This window comes from Corynebacterium ammoniagenes DSM 20306, from assembly GCF_001941425.1.
GTDB lineage: Bacteria > Actinomycetota > Actinomycetes > Mycobacteriales > Mycobacteriaceae > Corynebacterium > Corynebacterium ammoniagenes.
The window spans coordinates 1,154,241-1,168,953 of sequence record NZ_CP009244.1; the positions used below are offsets into that span (position 1 = coordinate 1,154,241).

A 14,713-nucleotide genomic window follows, 5' to 3' on the forward strand; every position below is an offset into this window, starting at 1 on the left:
AAGCCGCGTGATTCTTTCCCATAATCCGCCGCGTAACCTTGCAACCCCGAGGTTGTTATTGGAAGTGCTTACTCCCGCTCATGCGGAGGAGATGGTGGATGTGTTATCTCATCCCGATATTTATGACTTCCTCGATGATGAACCTCCCGAGCTGGAGTTTCTCCGCCAGCTGTATCGCACACAATCTCGCAATTGGTATGGGCGTCCCATCTCGTGGCACAACTGGATCATCACCAACCAGGCAACGGGTCAGGCACTGGGGTATGTCCAAGCCACGGTCAATCATTCGAAAAAGACGACCGAGCTGGGGTGGGTTGTCGCACCGGAGCACCAAGGCCAGGGCTTTGCGCGTGAGGCCACCCAACGAGTGATGGACGAAATCAGCTCGTGGGGCGGGTGTCAGTTATTTTATTGCCACATCGATAGCGACAACTATGCCTCCCAGCGCCTAGCACAGGCTTTAGGGTTCACACTGACAGAGTCCGAGCCTGACCGTGAGCAACGCTGGGAGAGAAAGTCACAGGGGAGTTAGGCTTTCGCCAGAAACGACAACACGGCGGCAGCACCAGCCTTGGTTGATGCCGTGCACGTGGGTGCGAAGTCAGGCAAGAAATTCGACTGGTGGTTGACCGGTGGGGTATCCAGCAGTTCTTCAGGAGTAGAGCCCACCAGCCAGAAGAAATACGGCACGCCCCACGCCTGCGGTAGGTAGCAGAAGTCTTCCGAGGCGGTCGATGGCTTGGCGTCGACTACCTCGTCACCAAAGACGGCATCAAAGGTATCGCGTACCGCAATGGCGGTGGCGGGGTCATTATCGGTGACTTCACCGTGGGCGAAGTATTCAAAAGACGGAGGCAAGGGGCTTGCCGATGCCACACACTCGGCCTCCACCACGCGGTGGAGTGCTTCATAAACCCGTTCTGCCAAGGCCGGGTCGTAATACCGGGTGTTGAGCACAAGCTCTGCGGAGTCCGGGATGATGTTATTTTTATCCCCGGAGTGCAGCTCGCCGACGGAAATGACGAAGAATTCCCCTGGAGGCACCTCGCGGCCCACAATTGCTTGCAGGCGAATGACGATCATTGCAGCGATGAGTGTCGGGTCAATGGCTTTATCCGGCATGGACGCATGCGCGGAACGGCCCGCGATGGTGATTCGGATAGAGTCACAGCCGGCCATGATGGGACCTTGTGAGGTTTGTACTTGACCAGCTGGGCCGGGCATCACGTGCTGACCGAGACAGACATCCGGGCGTGGGACGCGGTCGATCAGACCATCGGCCAGCATCGTCTTGGCCCCGTCGGAGGTTTCTTCCGCTGGTTGAAAAAGCGCGATAAAAGTCCCCGACCATGCACCGCGCAGGGAATCGATGATCGCGCAGGCACCGAGCAGGGCAGTAGCATGCATGTCGTGACCGCAGGCATGCATATTGCCATTGGTTGAGGCAAAGTCCACCCCGGTTTGTTCCATAACTGGCAGCGCATCAAAATCTGCGCGCATTAGCACCGTCGGGCCTTGAGAATCTGCCGCAGTGGCGTCGTCCGGACTGACATCACCTGAGCGGAAAATTGCTGCCATGCCGTATCCGCCGATACCGGTAATGAGCTCACACTCAAACTCTCGCAGTTTGTCTTCAATCTTTTGCGCCGTGCGCTCTTCGTCGTGTGAGAGCTCTGGGTGGCGGTGCAGATCTTCATAAAATTCCCGCTGCCACGTCAAGTCAGCGCTATGCGTGGCAAGCAATTCGGAAATAGAATTTGGGTGAGTCATGATCCAACTTTTTACTTAGGGTACGCTTACTTTTATGTCACTTATTCAGTTTGATGTTTTAGTCCCACACGCTCAAGCCAAGCGCGTTGGCGAAGTCTTCGAAGAAGCGCTAAATCGCCTGGTCACAGCGGAACGCATTGATTCCGCACACGTAGATATCAACGATACCCCACGCCTTCCCGAAGGCATGGAAGAACAGCTCCGCCAGACCTATCGCGATGAGCACGAAGACCACGACTTAGAAGACGCCGAGGTGTACCGCTACCTCATCACGGTGGAAGGGGTAAAGGGCTCACTGAATGAACTCGGCATGGTGCTGGGTCGGTTGCTCACCCCGCACGCGGTCCTGCCGAAGGACTGGGTATTGCTCGAAGATGAAAAGGCGCATGAATTGCCCGCAATCTTCCCGTGGGCTTTGGCTGTTAGCCGCTAGCTGTTAGTCGATAACTTCTAGCTGTGGGCAGCGGCGAACTCTTGCGCCAGTGCGCGGCCAGCTTCCTTGAGCTGGTCGTGCATGCTGCCCTGTTGCGACAGTGACGCCGACAGCGATCCGTCCGGGGCGGGGACATCAATCCTGCCGGCGACGATGCCCAGTGTTGAGTGTGCATCCGTCGCGATATCAGCTATCGTGCCCACGACCTTGCCGGTTAACGACTGCTCATCAAAAGCGCCTTCTCCCGTAATGATCAAGGTGGGTTGACCGTTCGCGTGGGCATCGTCAAGCAAATCCTGCAATCCCAGCCGGTGTGCCACGTACTGCGCGCCGGGCTGCAGCGCAATATTGGCCTCCGAGCCATACAACAGCGACGATAACCACGTCAGCCCCACGGGGATAGCCCCAGCTGCACCAAAGCCTTCGCGTTCGACATCGATGCCGGTGACTTCACACAGCTGCATCAACGCCCCGGTCAGCAGGGGAATATCCTCCTCGGTCGCGCCTTTTTGCCGCCCGTACATGCTTGCCGCGTGCAGCGGCGGACAAGTGGTATCGGCTAATAGCGTGTATTTCATTCCCGCTGCCTTGATGTTGAGCTGAGCGGTATCAATGGAATCCAGCATGACCAGCGGGGCGCCACCTTTGGGCAGTGGCAGGCCGCGGGCGTCCATGGGGGACCCACCCAACGCGGTGATAATGCCCATGCCGCCATCGACGGTGGCGGAACCTCCCAGCCCTAAGACGATGTGCTGCGCGCCGCGAGTTTGTGCATCGGCGATCAACACCCCGGTGCCATAAGTATCGGCGTGACGAACATCTAAATCATCTTCCACCGCCGGTAGTCCGGAGGCCGCTGCGACATCGATGTAGGCGGTATCGCCATGCAGGAAATAAGAGGCGGTATTGAGCCTGCCCCGGGCATCGGTGGCGGGAAGCTCTACCTTTTCCACCCGCGGCCCAGTATTGGATGCTGCCAAAGTTTGGGCAATGACTTCCGCGGTGCCTTCGCCACCATCGGCCATGGGCACTTGCTTGATGGTGGCGTGGGGGAGAACTTCGGCAACACCTTGGGCAATGACGCGCGCCGCGGCGGCGGCAGTGGCGGTTGATTTAAATGAGTCAGGGGCGATGACAATGAGCATGCGCTTGATTATAGCGATTGCTTTCACTGCCCAAATATGCCCACTTACCTTTGATGCTTGCAGTATTGGTCACTCTATAGGTAAATTAGTTTCTATCAACCGATATAAACCTGGTGGCTGTTGCCTGTAGAAGGGGCATCTTAATAAAGAAGCAGTGCCTTTAAAGTGTAAGGAAGGGCCCATAATGAACGTGGATAATAAGATTTCTGACTATTATGACAAGCTTCTCAAGCGCAATGCTGGAGAACCAGAATTCCACCAAGCTGTCTCAGAAGTCTTGGATTCGCTCAAGATCGTCCTGGGCAAGGATCCGCACTACGCCGACTACGGCCTGGTGGAGCGTCTCTGCGAGCCAGAACGTCAGCTCATCTTCCGCGTTCCTTGGATTGATGACAGCGGCAAGGTTCACGTCAACCGTGGTTTCCGCGTCCAGTTCAACTCTGCGCTTGGCCCTTACAAGGGTGGCTTGCGCTTCCACCCGTCGGTCAACCTGGGCATCATCAAGTTCCTGGGCTTTGAGCAGATTTTTAAAAACTCACTGACCGGCCTTCCTATCGGCGGCGGCAAGGGCGGCTCCGACTTTGACCCCAAGGGCAAGTCAGAGACCGAAATCATGCGCTTTTGTCAGTCGTTTATGACAGAACTGCACCGTCACATCGGTGAATATCGCGACGTTCCTGCTGGTGATATCGGAGTTGGTGGCCGCGAAATTGGTTTCCTCTTCGGGCAATACCGCCGTCTGGCCAACCAACACGAGTCCGGCGTACTCACCGGTAAGGGCTTGACCTGGGGTGGCTCCTTGGTGCGCACCGAGGCAACGGGCTTTGGCACCGTGTATCTCATGGCAGAAATGATGCGCGCCCATGGTGAATCCCTCAGCGGCGCCAAGGTTATTGTTTCCGGTTCTGGCAATGTCGCTATCTATGCAGCGGCGAAGGCACAGGAACACGGCGCCACCGTGGTTGCTATGTCCGACTCTTCTGGCTATATCTACGCTCCCAATGGCGTTGACCTTGACCTGTTGAAGGATATTAAGGGAAACCGTCGCGAGCGCATCAATGTTTACGCTGAAGAAGCAGGCGTGAAGTTCGTAGAAGGTGGCAATATTTGGGAAGTAGAAGCTGATGTTGCACTTCCTTGCGCTACCCAAAATGAGCTTGATGGTGACTCGGCACAGCTGCTGAAGAAAAATGGCGTTCGCTTTGTCGCGGAAGGCGCAAATATGCCATGTACCCCTGACGCAGTGCACATCTTCCAAGACGCCGGTATTGCCTTTGCACCAGGCAAGGCCGCCAACGCTGGCGGTGTTGCTACCTCCGCGCTGGAAATGCAGCAAAATGCTTCGCGTGATTCCTGGTCATTTGCCTATACCGATGAGCGTCTCAAGCAGATTATGACCCGGATCTTCGTCAATATCTCCACCACCGCGGCCGAGTATGACCGCGAGGGCGATTATGTCGCCGGTGCAAACATTGCTGGATTCAAAAAGGTCGCAGACGCCATGCTGGCACAGGGTGTAATTTAACCTCAGCCCTGCACAAACGCACTTCAACCCACCTGCACTTTCGGCCCCACCGAGAGTTCAGGTGGGTTTTGGCGTGGGAGATGAACCTAAAGTTGAAGTTTATATATACTTGGCTCCCATGTACCGCGTATTTGAAAGCATGGATCAGCTGGTCAATCACCTCGAGCAGGCCATGGGTGTTCCCATGACCTCCAATTGCATGGTGCCACGAAACGAAATGTTGGCACTGCTCGATGAAATGCGAAACGCCATCCCGGTAGAGCTGGATGACGCGCAAGATGTCCTGGATAACCAGGATGAAATTATCCGCAGCGCAGAAGAGCGAGCCGCTCAGATCGTGGGCGAGGCAGAAGCACAGGCGGATGACACCATCACCCGTGCAGAAACTGACTCCCAAGCCATGATCGATGACGCGAACCACCGCGCCACCTCGGCCATCGGGCAGGCGCAAGACCAGGCCGCCAGCATCGTGGAAAGTGCTCGTGCTGAAGCTGAGCGCACCGTTGCCAAGGGCAATGAGTCTTATGAGCGCGCAGTTTCTGAAGGCCACGCTGAGCAAGAGCGTTTGGTCTCTGAGTCTGAGGTTGTACGCCGCGCTAATGAAGAAGCCAACCGGATCGTCGATACGGCGCACTCGGAATCCAACCGTCTGCGCACTGAGTGCGACGAATTTGTTGATACCAAGCTCGGTGAGTTTGAAGAGTCACTGACCGGTATCTTGCGCACCATCAATTCTGACCGTGCGGCGCTGCGTCGTGGAGCCGGCGCCTCTGGCAGCCGCGCAACCCGTGGCGGTTACTCGTCCTACGAACGCGAATAGGACCCCTCAAGTCATTGCGCTCTGCTAGGGTCGCGGGTCACGCGGCCTTGGCCCTAGCGGCTATTGACTAATTAGTATGAGGTGGATTTAGCTGACGCGCTCAGCACTGCCGATATTACTGCGGCAACCAGCGCGGGTCCCGCGAGAATTGGCCATGTGGTCAAAACCATGGCGAGCTGTTGTAATTGATTGAGTGATCCGTCAAACAATGAGATAACAGCCGTGCCCGCGCTGAGGATTCCTCCAATCAGCGCGACGCTTAATACCACGGTGCCGAGCATATTGCGGGCGTAGAAGGTGATCGACGCGGTAGCCAAAGAAAAGATCAAGGCGATCACCATGATGGCAATGTCATAAGGCAATGGAAATAGCATCAGCACAAAGATGACAACGCCAGAAATTAGCGACCAGCGCACCACGCCCTTTCGAGCCACGCCATAAGGATTGATGGTCGAACGGAGCTTGTGGCGAGAAACCTGGTCTAAAACAAGACTTGCGATGATAAGGATTGCCGCGGGAAGCAGCGACCCCAAGATCAGCGGTGTCGCGCTGGAATCTAGACCATTCATGCTTAGCTATATTAGGTTGGAAGACATCAAAAAATAAAGCTCAAAACCCGCATTTCGCCTGTACATAGGGCATTGTGACCTCCTAGACAGGTGAAGTACAGATTCAAGGGTAGGCTTAAGGATGTTATGAACTCTCCACTGAAATTCAATGTGGCACAGCTTCTCCGTGCCAACTCGTTTGAACAACGCGAACAGACCGGACCTGCACCTGAGCGCATCGGCTTAGAAATGATTGCGGTGCCTAAGGGAAGCGAAATTACCGTCAATGCTGATATCACTCCGTTGGGTGAGGGATTGATGGTTGATGCCCGGATTACCGGCACCTTGGAAGGCGAGTGTGCTCGCTGCCTGAAGCCACTGGAACGTCCTTTGGATCTTAAGGTCAACCAGGTCTTTGCTATCAGTGATGATTTCATCAGTGGCGATCCCGCGGATGAAGATGATGATGTCCCAGCCGTTGTTGGCGACGAAATCGATCTCCTACAGACCGTCATTGATGAAGCCGGCATGGTCTTGCCCTTTGCCCCCACGTGTGAAGGCGGCTGCGATATCTCGACTCCAGAAGGCGTTGAGGTAGGAGTGTCCGGTGAAGAAGAAGAGCGCGTGGATCCTCGCTGGTCAGGACTGGAGAAGTTCTTGTGAGCCGAAAGAAGAAAATTAGCGGCGAACAGGCATTAGAAGAAGCCTACGCCGCAATTGATACTGCTCCGCTGCTTGCCAGCTTGAACGTTGAGCTCGAAGATAAGTATCTGCGCTTGGCATTGACACACAGGTCTTTTGCCAATGAGCACGGTCATCTTCCCAACAACGAGCGCCTGGAATTTCTAGGCGATGCGGTCTTAGGTCTATCCATTGCCGCACGGCTGTATGAAAAGTATCCAACCCGCCCGGAGTCGGATATTTCCAAGATGCGTGCTTCGATTGTGTCCCGCTTTGGGCTTGCCGATGTCGCGCGCGAGATTGGTTTGGGCGCATTTATTCTTTTGGGTAAAGGCGAAGCCAATTCCAATGGCCGCGATAAAGACTCCATCCTGGCGGATACTACGGAAGCGCTATTTGGCGCGATCTATTTGCAGCACGGTTTTGAAACCGCGCGTCGGGTTATTTTGGAGCTTTTTGCCCAGAAGGTAGATGCGGCTGTCTCCACCCGTAACCACATGGACTGGAAGACCACCCTGCAAGAGCTGTGTGCGGAAAGAAAGCTGCCAACACCAGACTATTCGGCAACCTCTACGGGGCCAGAGCATGACCAGCTTTTTACGGCGCAAGTTCATGTTGATGGTCAGCTGCTGGGTGAGGGAGTAGGGCCCAATAAAAAGCAGGCGGAGCAGCAAGCAGCTGAAAAGGCTGCACTTATTATTCGTGTGAACTAGTTGCCACTAGTTCAGCTAGTCAAGAAATATTCATGCCTGAGTTACCAGAAGTAGAAGTTGTTCGACGCGGTCTTGAGCCCCACATCGTGGATCATGCGTTCAAATCAGTAGAGATCTTGCACCCGCGAGCTAATAGGGGACAGGACGAGCCGCTGGGCGCGCTTTTGCATAACCGTGTCGTCAGCGCGGTTGCGCGACGCGGTAAATATCTGTGGTGTGAATTAGATGGACACACCGAGCGTGAAGATGATGTTTTATTCATGCATCTTGGCATGTCCGGTCAGCTTCGAATCGGGCACACTGATTCCAAGCATGTGCGCATACGCGCGCATCTCACCGATGGCGTGGATTTAAGCTTCATCGACCAGCGAACCTTTGGCTACTGGTTAGTGGCACCCAAAGCCAAAATTGATCACATTGGGCACGACCCGTTAAGTCCTGATTTCGATATCGTCGCGGCCGCGCGGAAACTGCGAACGAAGAAGACACATGTGAAAACTGCGCTGCTCGATCAGACCATTGCCTCAGGGATCGGCAATATTTATGCCGATGAAGCACTGTGGCGCGCGCACGTTTCACCATTGCGCAAAGCCAACCGGTTACTGCAGCGCGAGGCTGTCGCTATTTATGAAGCGGCGAAAGAGGTCATGCTCGAAGCGCTCGCGCAGGGCGGAACCAGCTTCGACGCGCTCTATGTCAACGTCAATGGTGAATCTGGATACTTTGCGCGCTCGCTACATGTGTATGGCCGCACCGATGAGCCATGCGATACCTGCGGGGGTCCAATCTCCCGGGTGGTGCTCAATGCACGCTCCTCACATTTTTGCCCGCTGTGCCAGCGCTAGAGCATGAAACACCGTATTGTCCTTGCTGTCATAGTTCGCGATGATCGCGTGCTCCTGGGACACCGTGCCCCAACGAGAGCTTGGTATGCGAATTGTTGGGATGTAATTGGCGGGCATATAGAGCTAGGAGAAAGTAGTGAACGGGCGCTCGTGCGCGAATGTCACGAGGAGTTGGGAATTACGGTCCAGCGCTACCAACCAGTGCCTGTAACACTGAGTGACGCCGAGATTGAACCTTCCGCATTTCCTGTCACGCAGTGGGAGGGGGAGATCCGCAACATGGCTCCGGAGGAGCACGATGCTTTGCGATGGTTCGGTCCTGAGGACCTCGGGCAGTTGCATCTCGCTGATCCGGTCTACGTCGACTGGCTCCAAGGCTTACTCAAACACTTTCAGGGGTAAACGTGGCATAAATCATACCCGCGGTCTGGTAGCGAAAATTCGTAAAACTCGGGTTGAAGAAATCCCTCGCGAGAAAAGTTCTATACAAGCGAGTGATAACCAACTTCTGCGAAATGACGGAAGTGGTGAATGCACTGCGTACTTTTAACGTTTGCCGACTCGAGGGATAGGCAGGAAGCTATTCCCAGTAGTCGCGCGAAGCTTTGCTCCATTTGCAAAATGCAATTAGTCAATCATATGACGTGCAGCGAAACCCTAAAATTGGGAAAGTTTATTGGGCAATAGGTTTGCAAACTAAGAAGTTATGGTCGGGCGAGTTTTGGCTCCTGGATTACTTGAGAACTGAAATATTTTTTGACTTTATTTACTGTCATGCCTGGCGCATATCGAAGATAAAAACTCGCAGCCTTTTGCTTCTGATACCAGGAAGATTCGGGCAAAGGTGGACACATTCGGCGCTAAAACGTGACCAAAATTCTGCTATTTCAGGGCTCACCAAAGTGTGATTCAGGTTGCTCTAAGTATTGATGATCCCCTTTAATGTCCCTATGACCTTCCTTGAGAATATTGTGGGCACATTTAATGATGGCCTGTGGACATATATTGTTCCGTGGCTGCTGGTTGGTGCGGGCATCTTTTTTGGTTTCCGCACCGCGCTCGTACAGTTGCGCATGATCCCGTCGATGTTCAAGTCCGTTGTGGAACGCCCCAAGGGAGCCGGAGATGACGCCGACGAAGACTACGGCGGAATTTCTGCGTTCCAGGCATTTACTATCTCCGCGGCTTCCCGCGTGGGCACCGGCAACGTCGCCGGTGTGGCTGTGGCCATCTCTGTTGGTGGCCCAGGCGCGGTCTTTTGGATGTGGCTTATCGCTATCTTGGGTGGCGCAACCTCATTTATTGAGTCCACATTGGCGCAGCTGTGGAAGGTGCGCGATGGCGATACCTACCGCGGTGGTCCGGCGTACTACATGAAAAAGGGCCTGGGTTGGACTCCCTTGGCAGTTATTTTCTCCGTAGCCATTGCCTTTACTTTCGGCTTTGTCTACAACGCCTTTCAGACCAATGCCATTTCGGAATCGTTCGCAACCTCATTTGGAAATGACAGCTTCACCTTCCGTGCGATCGTTGGCCTGATCATCACAGTTGTATCCGGCTTTGTCATCTTCGGTGGCGTCAAGCGCATTGCAAGCATGACCCAGGTGATTGTTCCATTCATGGCGATCGCTTACCTGATCATCGGTCTGTACGTGGTCATCACCAATATCGATGCTGTACCAACTGTCATCTACGACATCGTCTCTCATGCTCTTGGCTTCCAGCAGATCGCTGGTGCAGGCCTAGGTGCTGCCATGATGCAGGGCATCCAGCGTGGCCTATTCTCCAACGAAGCTGGTGAAGGTTCTGCTCCTAACGCAGCAGCAACCGCAACGGTATCCCACCCCGTCAAGCAGGGACTGGTGCAGACCCTGGGCGTTTACTTTGACACGCTCGTGGTTTGTTCCATTACCGCCTTCATTATTTTGCTGGGCACCGACATGGAATACGGCGGCGAAGCCGAAGGCGTTTCCTTGACCCAGATGGCGCTGTCCAATGAGGTTGGCGACTGGGGTGCACACTTGATCACCTTCATCCTCTTCTTCCTCGCCTTTTCTTCCATTTTGGGTAACTACTACTTGGCAGAAGCCAACGTGGAATACCTCACGCAGTCACCAACCTGGATCTTCCTCTTCCGCGCAGTGGTGCTTTTCTTCATCTGGTTCGGCGCGGTCGGCACGTTGCCACTGGTCTTCTCGTTGGCCGATACCGGCGCAGGTACCATGGTCATCCTCAACATCTTGGCCATTGTTCCGCTGTCTGGCGTTGCGATTAAGCTGTTGAAGAACTTCAATGAACAACGACGGCGCGGCCTCGACCCAGTCTTTCACCGGGATATGTTGCCGGAGCTGAAAAATGTTGAAGTATGGGACGGTTCAGATCCGGTAACCCGTCGTAGTTTGGATGATCTTAAAGCAAAGGAATAACAAGGATTCATGGAACGCATGACTGCCTTCGTCCGTGGAAATGTCCAAGGCGTTGGATTTCGGTGGTGGACTCGTTCGCGCGCATTGGAATTGGGTTTGGCAGGCCATGCCACAAATAAATCTGATGGCCGCGTCCAAGTTGTGGCTGAAGGCCCACGGGAAGACTGCGAAAAGCTGCTGGAGCTACTCAAGGAACAACCTTCCAGCACGAACCGTCCAGGACATGTGGAATTGGTGGTAGAGCAGTGGTCCGAGCCGAAGGGTGAGTCCGGCTTTATTGAACGCTAGACGCACGGCACGTAGTCAAAAGACTTTAAGATTCGCCCTGTAGGATTAACGCAATGCACTTAAAATCGTTGACGCTCAAAGGCTTTAAGTCTTTTGCGTCCGCGACGACCCTGAAATTCGAGCCCGGAATCTGTGCAGTCGTAGGCCCCAACGGTTCCGGCAAGTCCAATGTGGTCGACGCGCTTGCCTGGGTCATGGGCGAGGGAAGCGCAAAGACGCTGCGCGGCGGCAAGATGCAAGACGTCATCTTCGCCGGTGCGGGCGACCGCAAAGCACTAGGTCGCGCTGAGGTTACTCTCACCATTGATAATCGCGACGGCGCCCTGCCGATTGATTACGCGGAAGTATCCGTCACACGCCGCATGTTCCGCGATGGCGCTAGTGAATATGAAATCAATGGTGCCAAGGCTCGGCTCATGGACATCCAAGAGCTGTTGTCAGACTCGGGCATCGGCCGCGAAATGCACATCATCGTCGGGCAGGGCAAGCTCGCAGAAATCCTCGAGTCCCGCCCTGAAGACCGCCGCAGCTACATTGAAGAAGCAGCCGGCGTGCTCAAACACCGGCGTCGAAAAGACAAAGCCCAGCGCAAGCTCACGGGCATGCAAGCCAACCTGGATCGCTTAACGGATTTAACCGAAGAACTCGGCAAGCAACTCAAACCTTTAGAGCGTCAAGCCCAGGCAGCACAGCGTGCTGCCACGGTGCAAGCAGATCTTCGTGACGCCCGGCTGAAGTTAGCCGGCGACCGAGTAGTGCGGGTGCGCGCCGAATTTGCTGATGCCCAGCGGCAAGCAGAGATTTTAGAAGAACAGGTCGCGCAGGCCACCGAAGCTTTGGAGTCTGCTTCTGAACAACAATTAGAGCTGGAAGAAGAACTCAACGACGTAGTCCCGCAGGCAGATGCCGCGCAAAAGCTGTGGTTTGATTTGTCTACGTTGGTAGAGCGTCTAGCAGCGACGTCACGCATTGCCGAAGAACGAGCAAACAACGCCGGTGCAGTGACCAAGTACCAAGGCCAAGATCCCGATGACCTCGAAGCTCGCGCGAGCCAAGCAGATGAAGAGCACGCAGAATTGGTCTTCGCGGCGGAAGAAGCGGCAGAGGCTTTGGAATCCATCCGCGAAGAAGTTGCTGAGCGTCGCGAAGCGTTTACTGCGGCAGATAAAGAACATGCCGCACAATTGCGCGCTATTGCCGATCGCCGCGAGGGCGTAGTGCGCCTCATCTCCGAAGAAGAAGCGCTGTCGCGACAGGTAGAAGCATCAGAACAAGCTCTTGCGCATAGTGAAGATGGCGTTAACGAAGCAGTGCAGAAACTACGCCTTGCCCGGCAAGAAGCCAGTGAGGTGGAAAAGAAGCTTGCGGATTTTGACCGTGAGCGCGCGCCCTTGGATGAAGCGCATGTTCGGGCTTTAAGTGAATCCCAGGCGGCAGATTTGCGCTTGGAGCAATTACGCGATCAACAGCGCGAATTTGAGCGCACCGTCTATACGTTGCGCTCACGGATTGAGACTTTAACTAGTACCATTCCACCGACTGCGGAAATTGGAATTGACCTGCAGCCACTGGCCCAGCTGATCTCTACGCAATACGATGTGGCTTTAGCAGTCGCCTTGGGGCAGTTCGCTGAGTCCCAGGTGGGTGAAGTAGGCGCTGACTTGGTCACAGCCTTGGAAAATGCCCAGCGCACTACAGTCTTTGATAAAGCCGGGGGAGGAAAGACCCAGTGGCGCATGGAGGCCAATCTTCCGAAGGGCACCTCGTGGTTGCTCGACCACATTGTCGCCGTACCAGAGGTATCCCACGGTGTTACCCGCGTGCTTGCGGATGTGGTGTTGGTCGATGATTTTGCCACGGCACGACAGGTGGTCAATGAGGATCCGCGTCTGCGCGCGGTAACTCCTGACGGCGTCATGGTCGGCGAAGGCTGGGTGTCAGCGGGCACTGGTTCACAATCCACAGTTGAGGTCACCACCAAGATTAAGACGGCCGAACAAGAGCTGGAAACAGCCGCCCAAGATTTGACGGAACTGTCCGGCACGCTGGAAGGCGCCAAGTTAGCAGCAGAAGACGCCCAGGTCACGGCAGCGGGTGCGAAAGCGGCACTGCGGGATCATGATGCACAGGTTTCCGCCTGGAAACGTGATCACCAGCGCTTGTTATCGCAGGTGGAAACCAGCCAGAAAGAACACACAAAACTTGCCGAGCGCGCTACAGAGCTTGATGTCTCCTTGGCGAAGTTGCGCGAGCAGCTGTCCGAGGCCCGCGACCGCCTGGCGCGGGTGGATAAGGATGAACCGGACACGGAGGCATCGACAAGCGAGCGCGATGCGGCATCGACTGCCTTGGATGCTGCTAAGACCATGGAGATGGAAGCGCAGATGAGCTTGCGCTCTGCCCAGGACAAAGTAGGCCACGCTGCCGGGCGCGGTGATAGCCTGCGCCGGTTAGCCCAGCAAGAACGCGAAGCGAAAGCACGCCACGACCGGACGATGGAGCGTCGCAGAGCGCTTGGGGAGTTGGCACGCACGGTAGCAGCGCACGCCAAGCCCTTGGGTGAAAGAGCGAGCGCTGCGATGTCACGTGCGGCGCAATCCCGCGATGAGCTGGCCACTAAACGCACGGTGCTAAACAACCAGCTCAACGCCGCCAAGCAAACGGTCAATGGTGCACGCCAACGCCTCGAGCAATTGACGAACAAAGCGCACTCGGGCGATATCGCACGCTCGCAGGCGCAGGTTCGCTTGGATGAGGCAGAGTCCAAAATCTCGGAACAGCTTGGTATTGCTATTGCCGATCTATTGCAGGATTACACCCCCGGGGATGATTTCGATCGCGCTGCTGAGACCAAACGCCTAAAGCAAGCGGAAAAAGACCTGAATTCCTTGGGCAAGGTCAACCCCTTGGCGCTGGAAGAATTTAAGGCTTTGGAAGAGCGCTATTCTTTCCTGTCCACGCAATTAGATGATGTCACCCAAGCACGCACCGACTTGGAAGGCGTTATTGAAGACGTCGATGCGCAAATTCTGCAGCTCTTTAGCGATGCCTGGCATGATGTGGAAGCAGAATTCCCCAAGGTCTTCAACACGCTTTTCCCCGGCGGTGAAGGACGGCTCATCCTCACCGAACCAGATTCGTTGCTCACCTCGGGCATCGAAGTTGAAGCACGCCCACCGGGCAAGAAAGTCAAGCGCCTATCCTTGCTTTCTGGCGGGGAGAAGTCTTTGACTGCTTTGGCGATGCTGGTAGCTATCTTCCGCGCACGACCCTCGCCGTTTTATGTCATGGATGAGGTGGAAGCAGCGCTTGACGATGTCAACTTGCGTCGCTTGATTGCACTATTTGAAGAATTGCGCAAAGACTCCCAGCTCATCGTGATTACGCACCAAAAGCCGACGATGGATGTGGCGAACGTGCTCTACGGCGTGACCATGCGTGGCGACGGTGTGACCCGGGTTATTTCCCAGCGGATGAACCCAGCTCACGCAATGGAGCCCGCTAGCCGTTAAGATAGGG

The 14,713-nt window shown here is 55.2% G+C and carries 14 protein-coding genes; 11 read left to right on the top strand and 3 right to left on the bottom strand.

Annotated features, from left to right (window positions below; translation table 11 throughout):
* The first annotated feature begins 7 nt into the window (after positions 1-7).
* On the top strand, positions 8-532 hold the full coding sequence (locus tag CAMM_RS05280) for a GNAT family N-acetyltransferase (RefSeq protein WP_169307530.1): 525 nt from the start codon (positions 8-10) through the stop codon (positions 530-532).
* Here the strand turns inward: CAMM_RS05280 and CAMM_RS05285 are convergent.
* On the bottom strand, positions 529-1,770 hold the full coding sequence (locus tag CAMM_RS05285) for an amidohydrolase (protein ID WP_003845310.1): 1,242 nt from the start codon (positions 1,768-1,770) through the stop codon (positions 529-531). The two genes, CAMM_RS05280 and CAMM_RS05285, sit on opposite strands and share 4 nt — an antisense overlap.
* 34 nt (positions 1,771-1,804) lie before the next feature.
* On the opposite strand from CAMM_RS05285, the gene CAMM_RS05290 reads away from it, so the two are divergent.
* A complete protein-coding gene (locus CAMM_RS05290; RefSeq protein WP_003845311.1) occupies positions 1,805-2,203 on the top strand; it encodes a hypothetical protein in 399 nt (132 codons plus the stop codon).
* 17 nt (positions 2,204-2,220) lie between these two features.
* Here the strand turns inward: CAMM_RS05290 and CAMM_RS05295 are convergent, their stop codons facing one another.
* Positions 2,221-3,348 (bottom strand): glycerate kinase, encoded by a 1,128-nt coding sequence (locus CAMM_RS05295; protein WP_040354456.1) that lies wholly within the window; start codon positions 3,346-3,348, stop codon positions 2,221-2,223.
* A gap of 184 nt (positions 3,349-3,532) precedes the next feature.
* On the opposite strand from CAMM_RS05295, the gene gdhA reads away from it, so the two are divergent.
* Positions 3,533-4,873: an NADP-specific glutamate dehydrogenase gene (gene gdhA / locus CAMM_RS05300; protein WP_003845313.1), complete on the top strand. Its 1,341-nt coding sequence runs from the start codon at positions 3,533-3,535 to the stop codon at positions 4,871-4,873.
* 118 nt (positions 4,874-4,991) lie between these two features.
* On the top strand, positions 4,992-5,693 hold the full coding sequence (locus tag CAMM_RS05305) for a DivIVA domain-containing protein (RefSeq protein ID WP_003845314.1): 702 nt from the start codon (positions 4,992-4,994) through the stop codon (positions 5,691-5,693).
* A gap of 71 nt (positions 5,694-5,764) precedes the next feature.
* On the opposite strand, the gene CAMM_RS05310 is transcribed toward CAMM_RS05305, so the two are convergent.
* Positions 5,765-6,262 carry a hypothetical protein gene (locus CAMM_RS05310; RefSeq protein ID WP_003845315.1) on the bottom strand — a complete coding sequence of 166 codons (498 nt, stop codon included), beginning with the start codon at positions 6,260-6,262 and terminating at the stop codon, positions 5,765-5,767.
* Between the two features lie 126 nt (positions 6,263-6,388).
* Here CAMM_RS05310 and CAMM_RS05315 point away from each other — a divergent pair, with 126 nt between their 5' ends.
* The 7 genes from CAMM_RS05315 to smc all read left to right on the top strand — a co-directional run bounded on the left by CAMM_RS05315 (position 6,389) and on the right by smc (position 14,706).
* Positions 6,389-6,904 carry a YceD family protein gene (locus CAMM_RS05315; RefSeq protein WP_040354351.1) on the top strand — a complete coding sequence of 172 codons (516 nt, stop codon included), beginning with the start codon at positions 6,389-6,391 and terminating at the stop codon, positions 6,902-6,904.
* Entirely contained in the window at positions 6,901-7,635 is a 735-nt protein-coding gene (gene rnc / locus CAMM_RS05320) for a ribonuclease III (protein WP_003845318.1), read from the top strand. Before CAMM_RS05315 ends, rnc begins: the two co-directional genes overlap by 4 nt.
* Before the next feature lie 32 nt (positions 7,636-7,667).
* On the top strand, positions 7,668-8,480 hold the full coding sequence (gene mutM / locus CAMM_RS05325; protein ID WP_003845321.1) for a bifunctional DNA-formamidopyrimidine glycosylase/DNA-(apurinic or apyrimidinic site) lyase: 813 nt from the start codon (positions 7,668-7,670) through the stop codon (positions 8,478-8,480).
* A 3-nt stretch (positions 8,481-8,483) separates the two neighbouring features.
* On the top strand, positions 8,484-8,882 hold the full coding sequence (locus tag CAMM_RS13225; RefSeq protein WP_003845322.1) for an NUDIX domain-containing protein: 399 nt from the start codon (positions 8,484-8,486) through the stop codon (positions 8,880-8,882).
* Between the two features lie 548 nt (positions 8,883-9,430).
* Entirely contained in the window at positions 9,431-10,906 is a 1,476-nt protein-coding gene (locus CAMM_RS05335) for an alanine/glycine:cation symporter family protein (RefSeq protein WP_040354459.1), read from the top strand.
* 9 nt (positions 10,907-10,915) lie between these two features.
* Positions 10,916-11,194 carry an acylphosphatase gene (locus CAMM_RS05340; protein ID WP_003845325.1) on the top strand — a complete coding sequence of 93 codons (279 nt, stop codon included), beginning with the start codon at positions 10,916-10,918 and terminating at the stop codon, positions 11,192-11,194.
* A gap of 53 nt (positions 11,195-11,247) precedes the next feature.
* Positions 11,248-14,706: a chromosome segregation protein SMC gene (gene smc / locus CAMM_RS05345; RefSeq protein ID WP_003845326.1), complete on the top strand. Its 3,459-nt coding sequence runs from the start codon at positions 11,248-11,250 to the stop codon at positions 14,704-14,706.
* Positions 14,707-14,713 lie beyond the last annotated feature (7 nt).

Bases quoted from the DNA above. Each gene is read 5' to 3' on its own strand.
- CAMM_RS05315 (WP_040354351.1), top strand. From the start codon at position 6,389: ATGAACTCTCCACTGAAATTCAATGTGGCACAGCTTCTCCGTGCCAAC.
- CAMM_RS05285 (WP_003845310.1), bottom strand. From the start codon at position 1,770: ATGACTCACCCAAATTCTATTTCCGAATTGCTTGCCACGCATAGCGCT.
- gdhA (WP_003845313.1), top strand. From the start codon at position 3,533: ATGAACGTGGATAATAAGATTTCTGACTATTATGACAAGCTTCTCAAG.
- CAMM_RS05335 (WP_040354459.1), top strand. From the start codon at position 9,431: ATGACCTTCCTTGAGAATATTGTGGGCACATTTAATGATGGCCTGTGG.
- CAMM_RS05290 (WP_003845311.1), top strand. From the start codon at position 1,805: ATGTCACTTATTCAGTTTGATGTTTTAGTCCCACACGCTCAAGCCAAG.
- CAMM_RS05295 (WP_040354456.1), bottom strand. From the start codon at position 3,348: ATGCTCATTGTCATCGCCCCTGACTCATTTAAATCAACCGCCACTGCC.
- smc (WP_003845326.1), top strand. From the start codon at position 11,248: ATGCACTTAAAATCGTTGACGCTCAAAGGCTTTAAGTCTTTTGCGTCC.
- CAMM_RS05310 (WP_003845315.1), bottom strand. From the start codon at position 6,262: ATGAATGGTCTAGATTCCAGCGCGACACCGCTGATCTTGGGGTCGCTG.
- CAMM_RS05340 (WP_003845325.1), top strand. From the start codon at position 10,916: ATGGAACGCATGACTGCCTTCGTCCGTGGAAATGTCCAAGGCGTTGGA.
- CAMM_RS13225 (WP_003845322.1), top strand. From the start codon at position 8,484: ATGAAACACCGTATTGTCCTTGCTGTCATAGTTCGCGATGATCGCGTG.
- mutM (WP_003845321.1), top strand. From the start codon at position 7,668: ATGCCTGAGTTACCAGAAGTAGAAGTTGTTCGACGCGGTCTTGAGCCC.
- CAMM_RS05305 (WP_003845314.1), top strand. From the start codon at position 4,992: ATGTACCGCGTATTTGAAAGCATGGATCAGCTGGTCAATCACCTCGAG.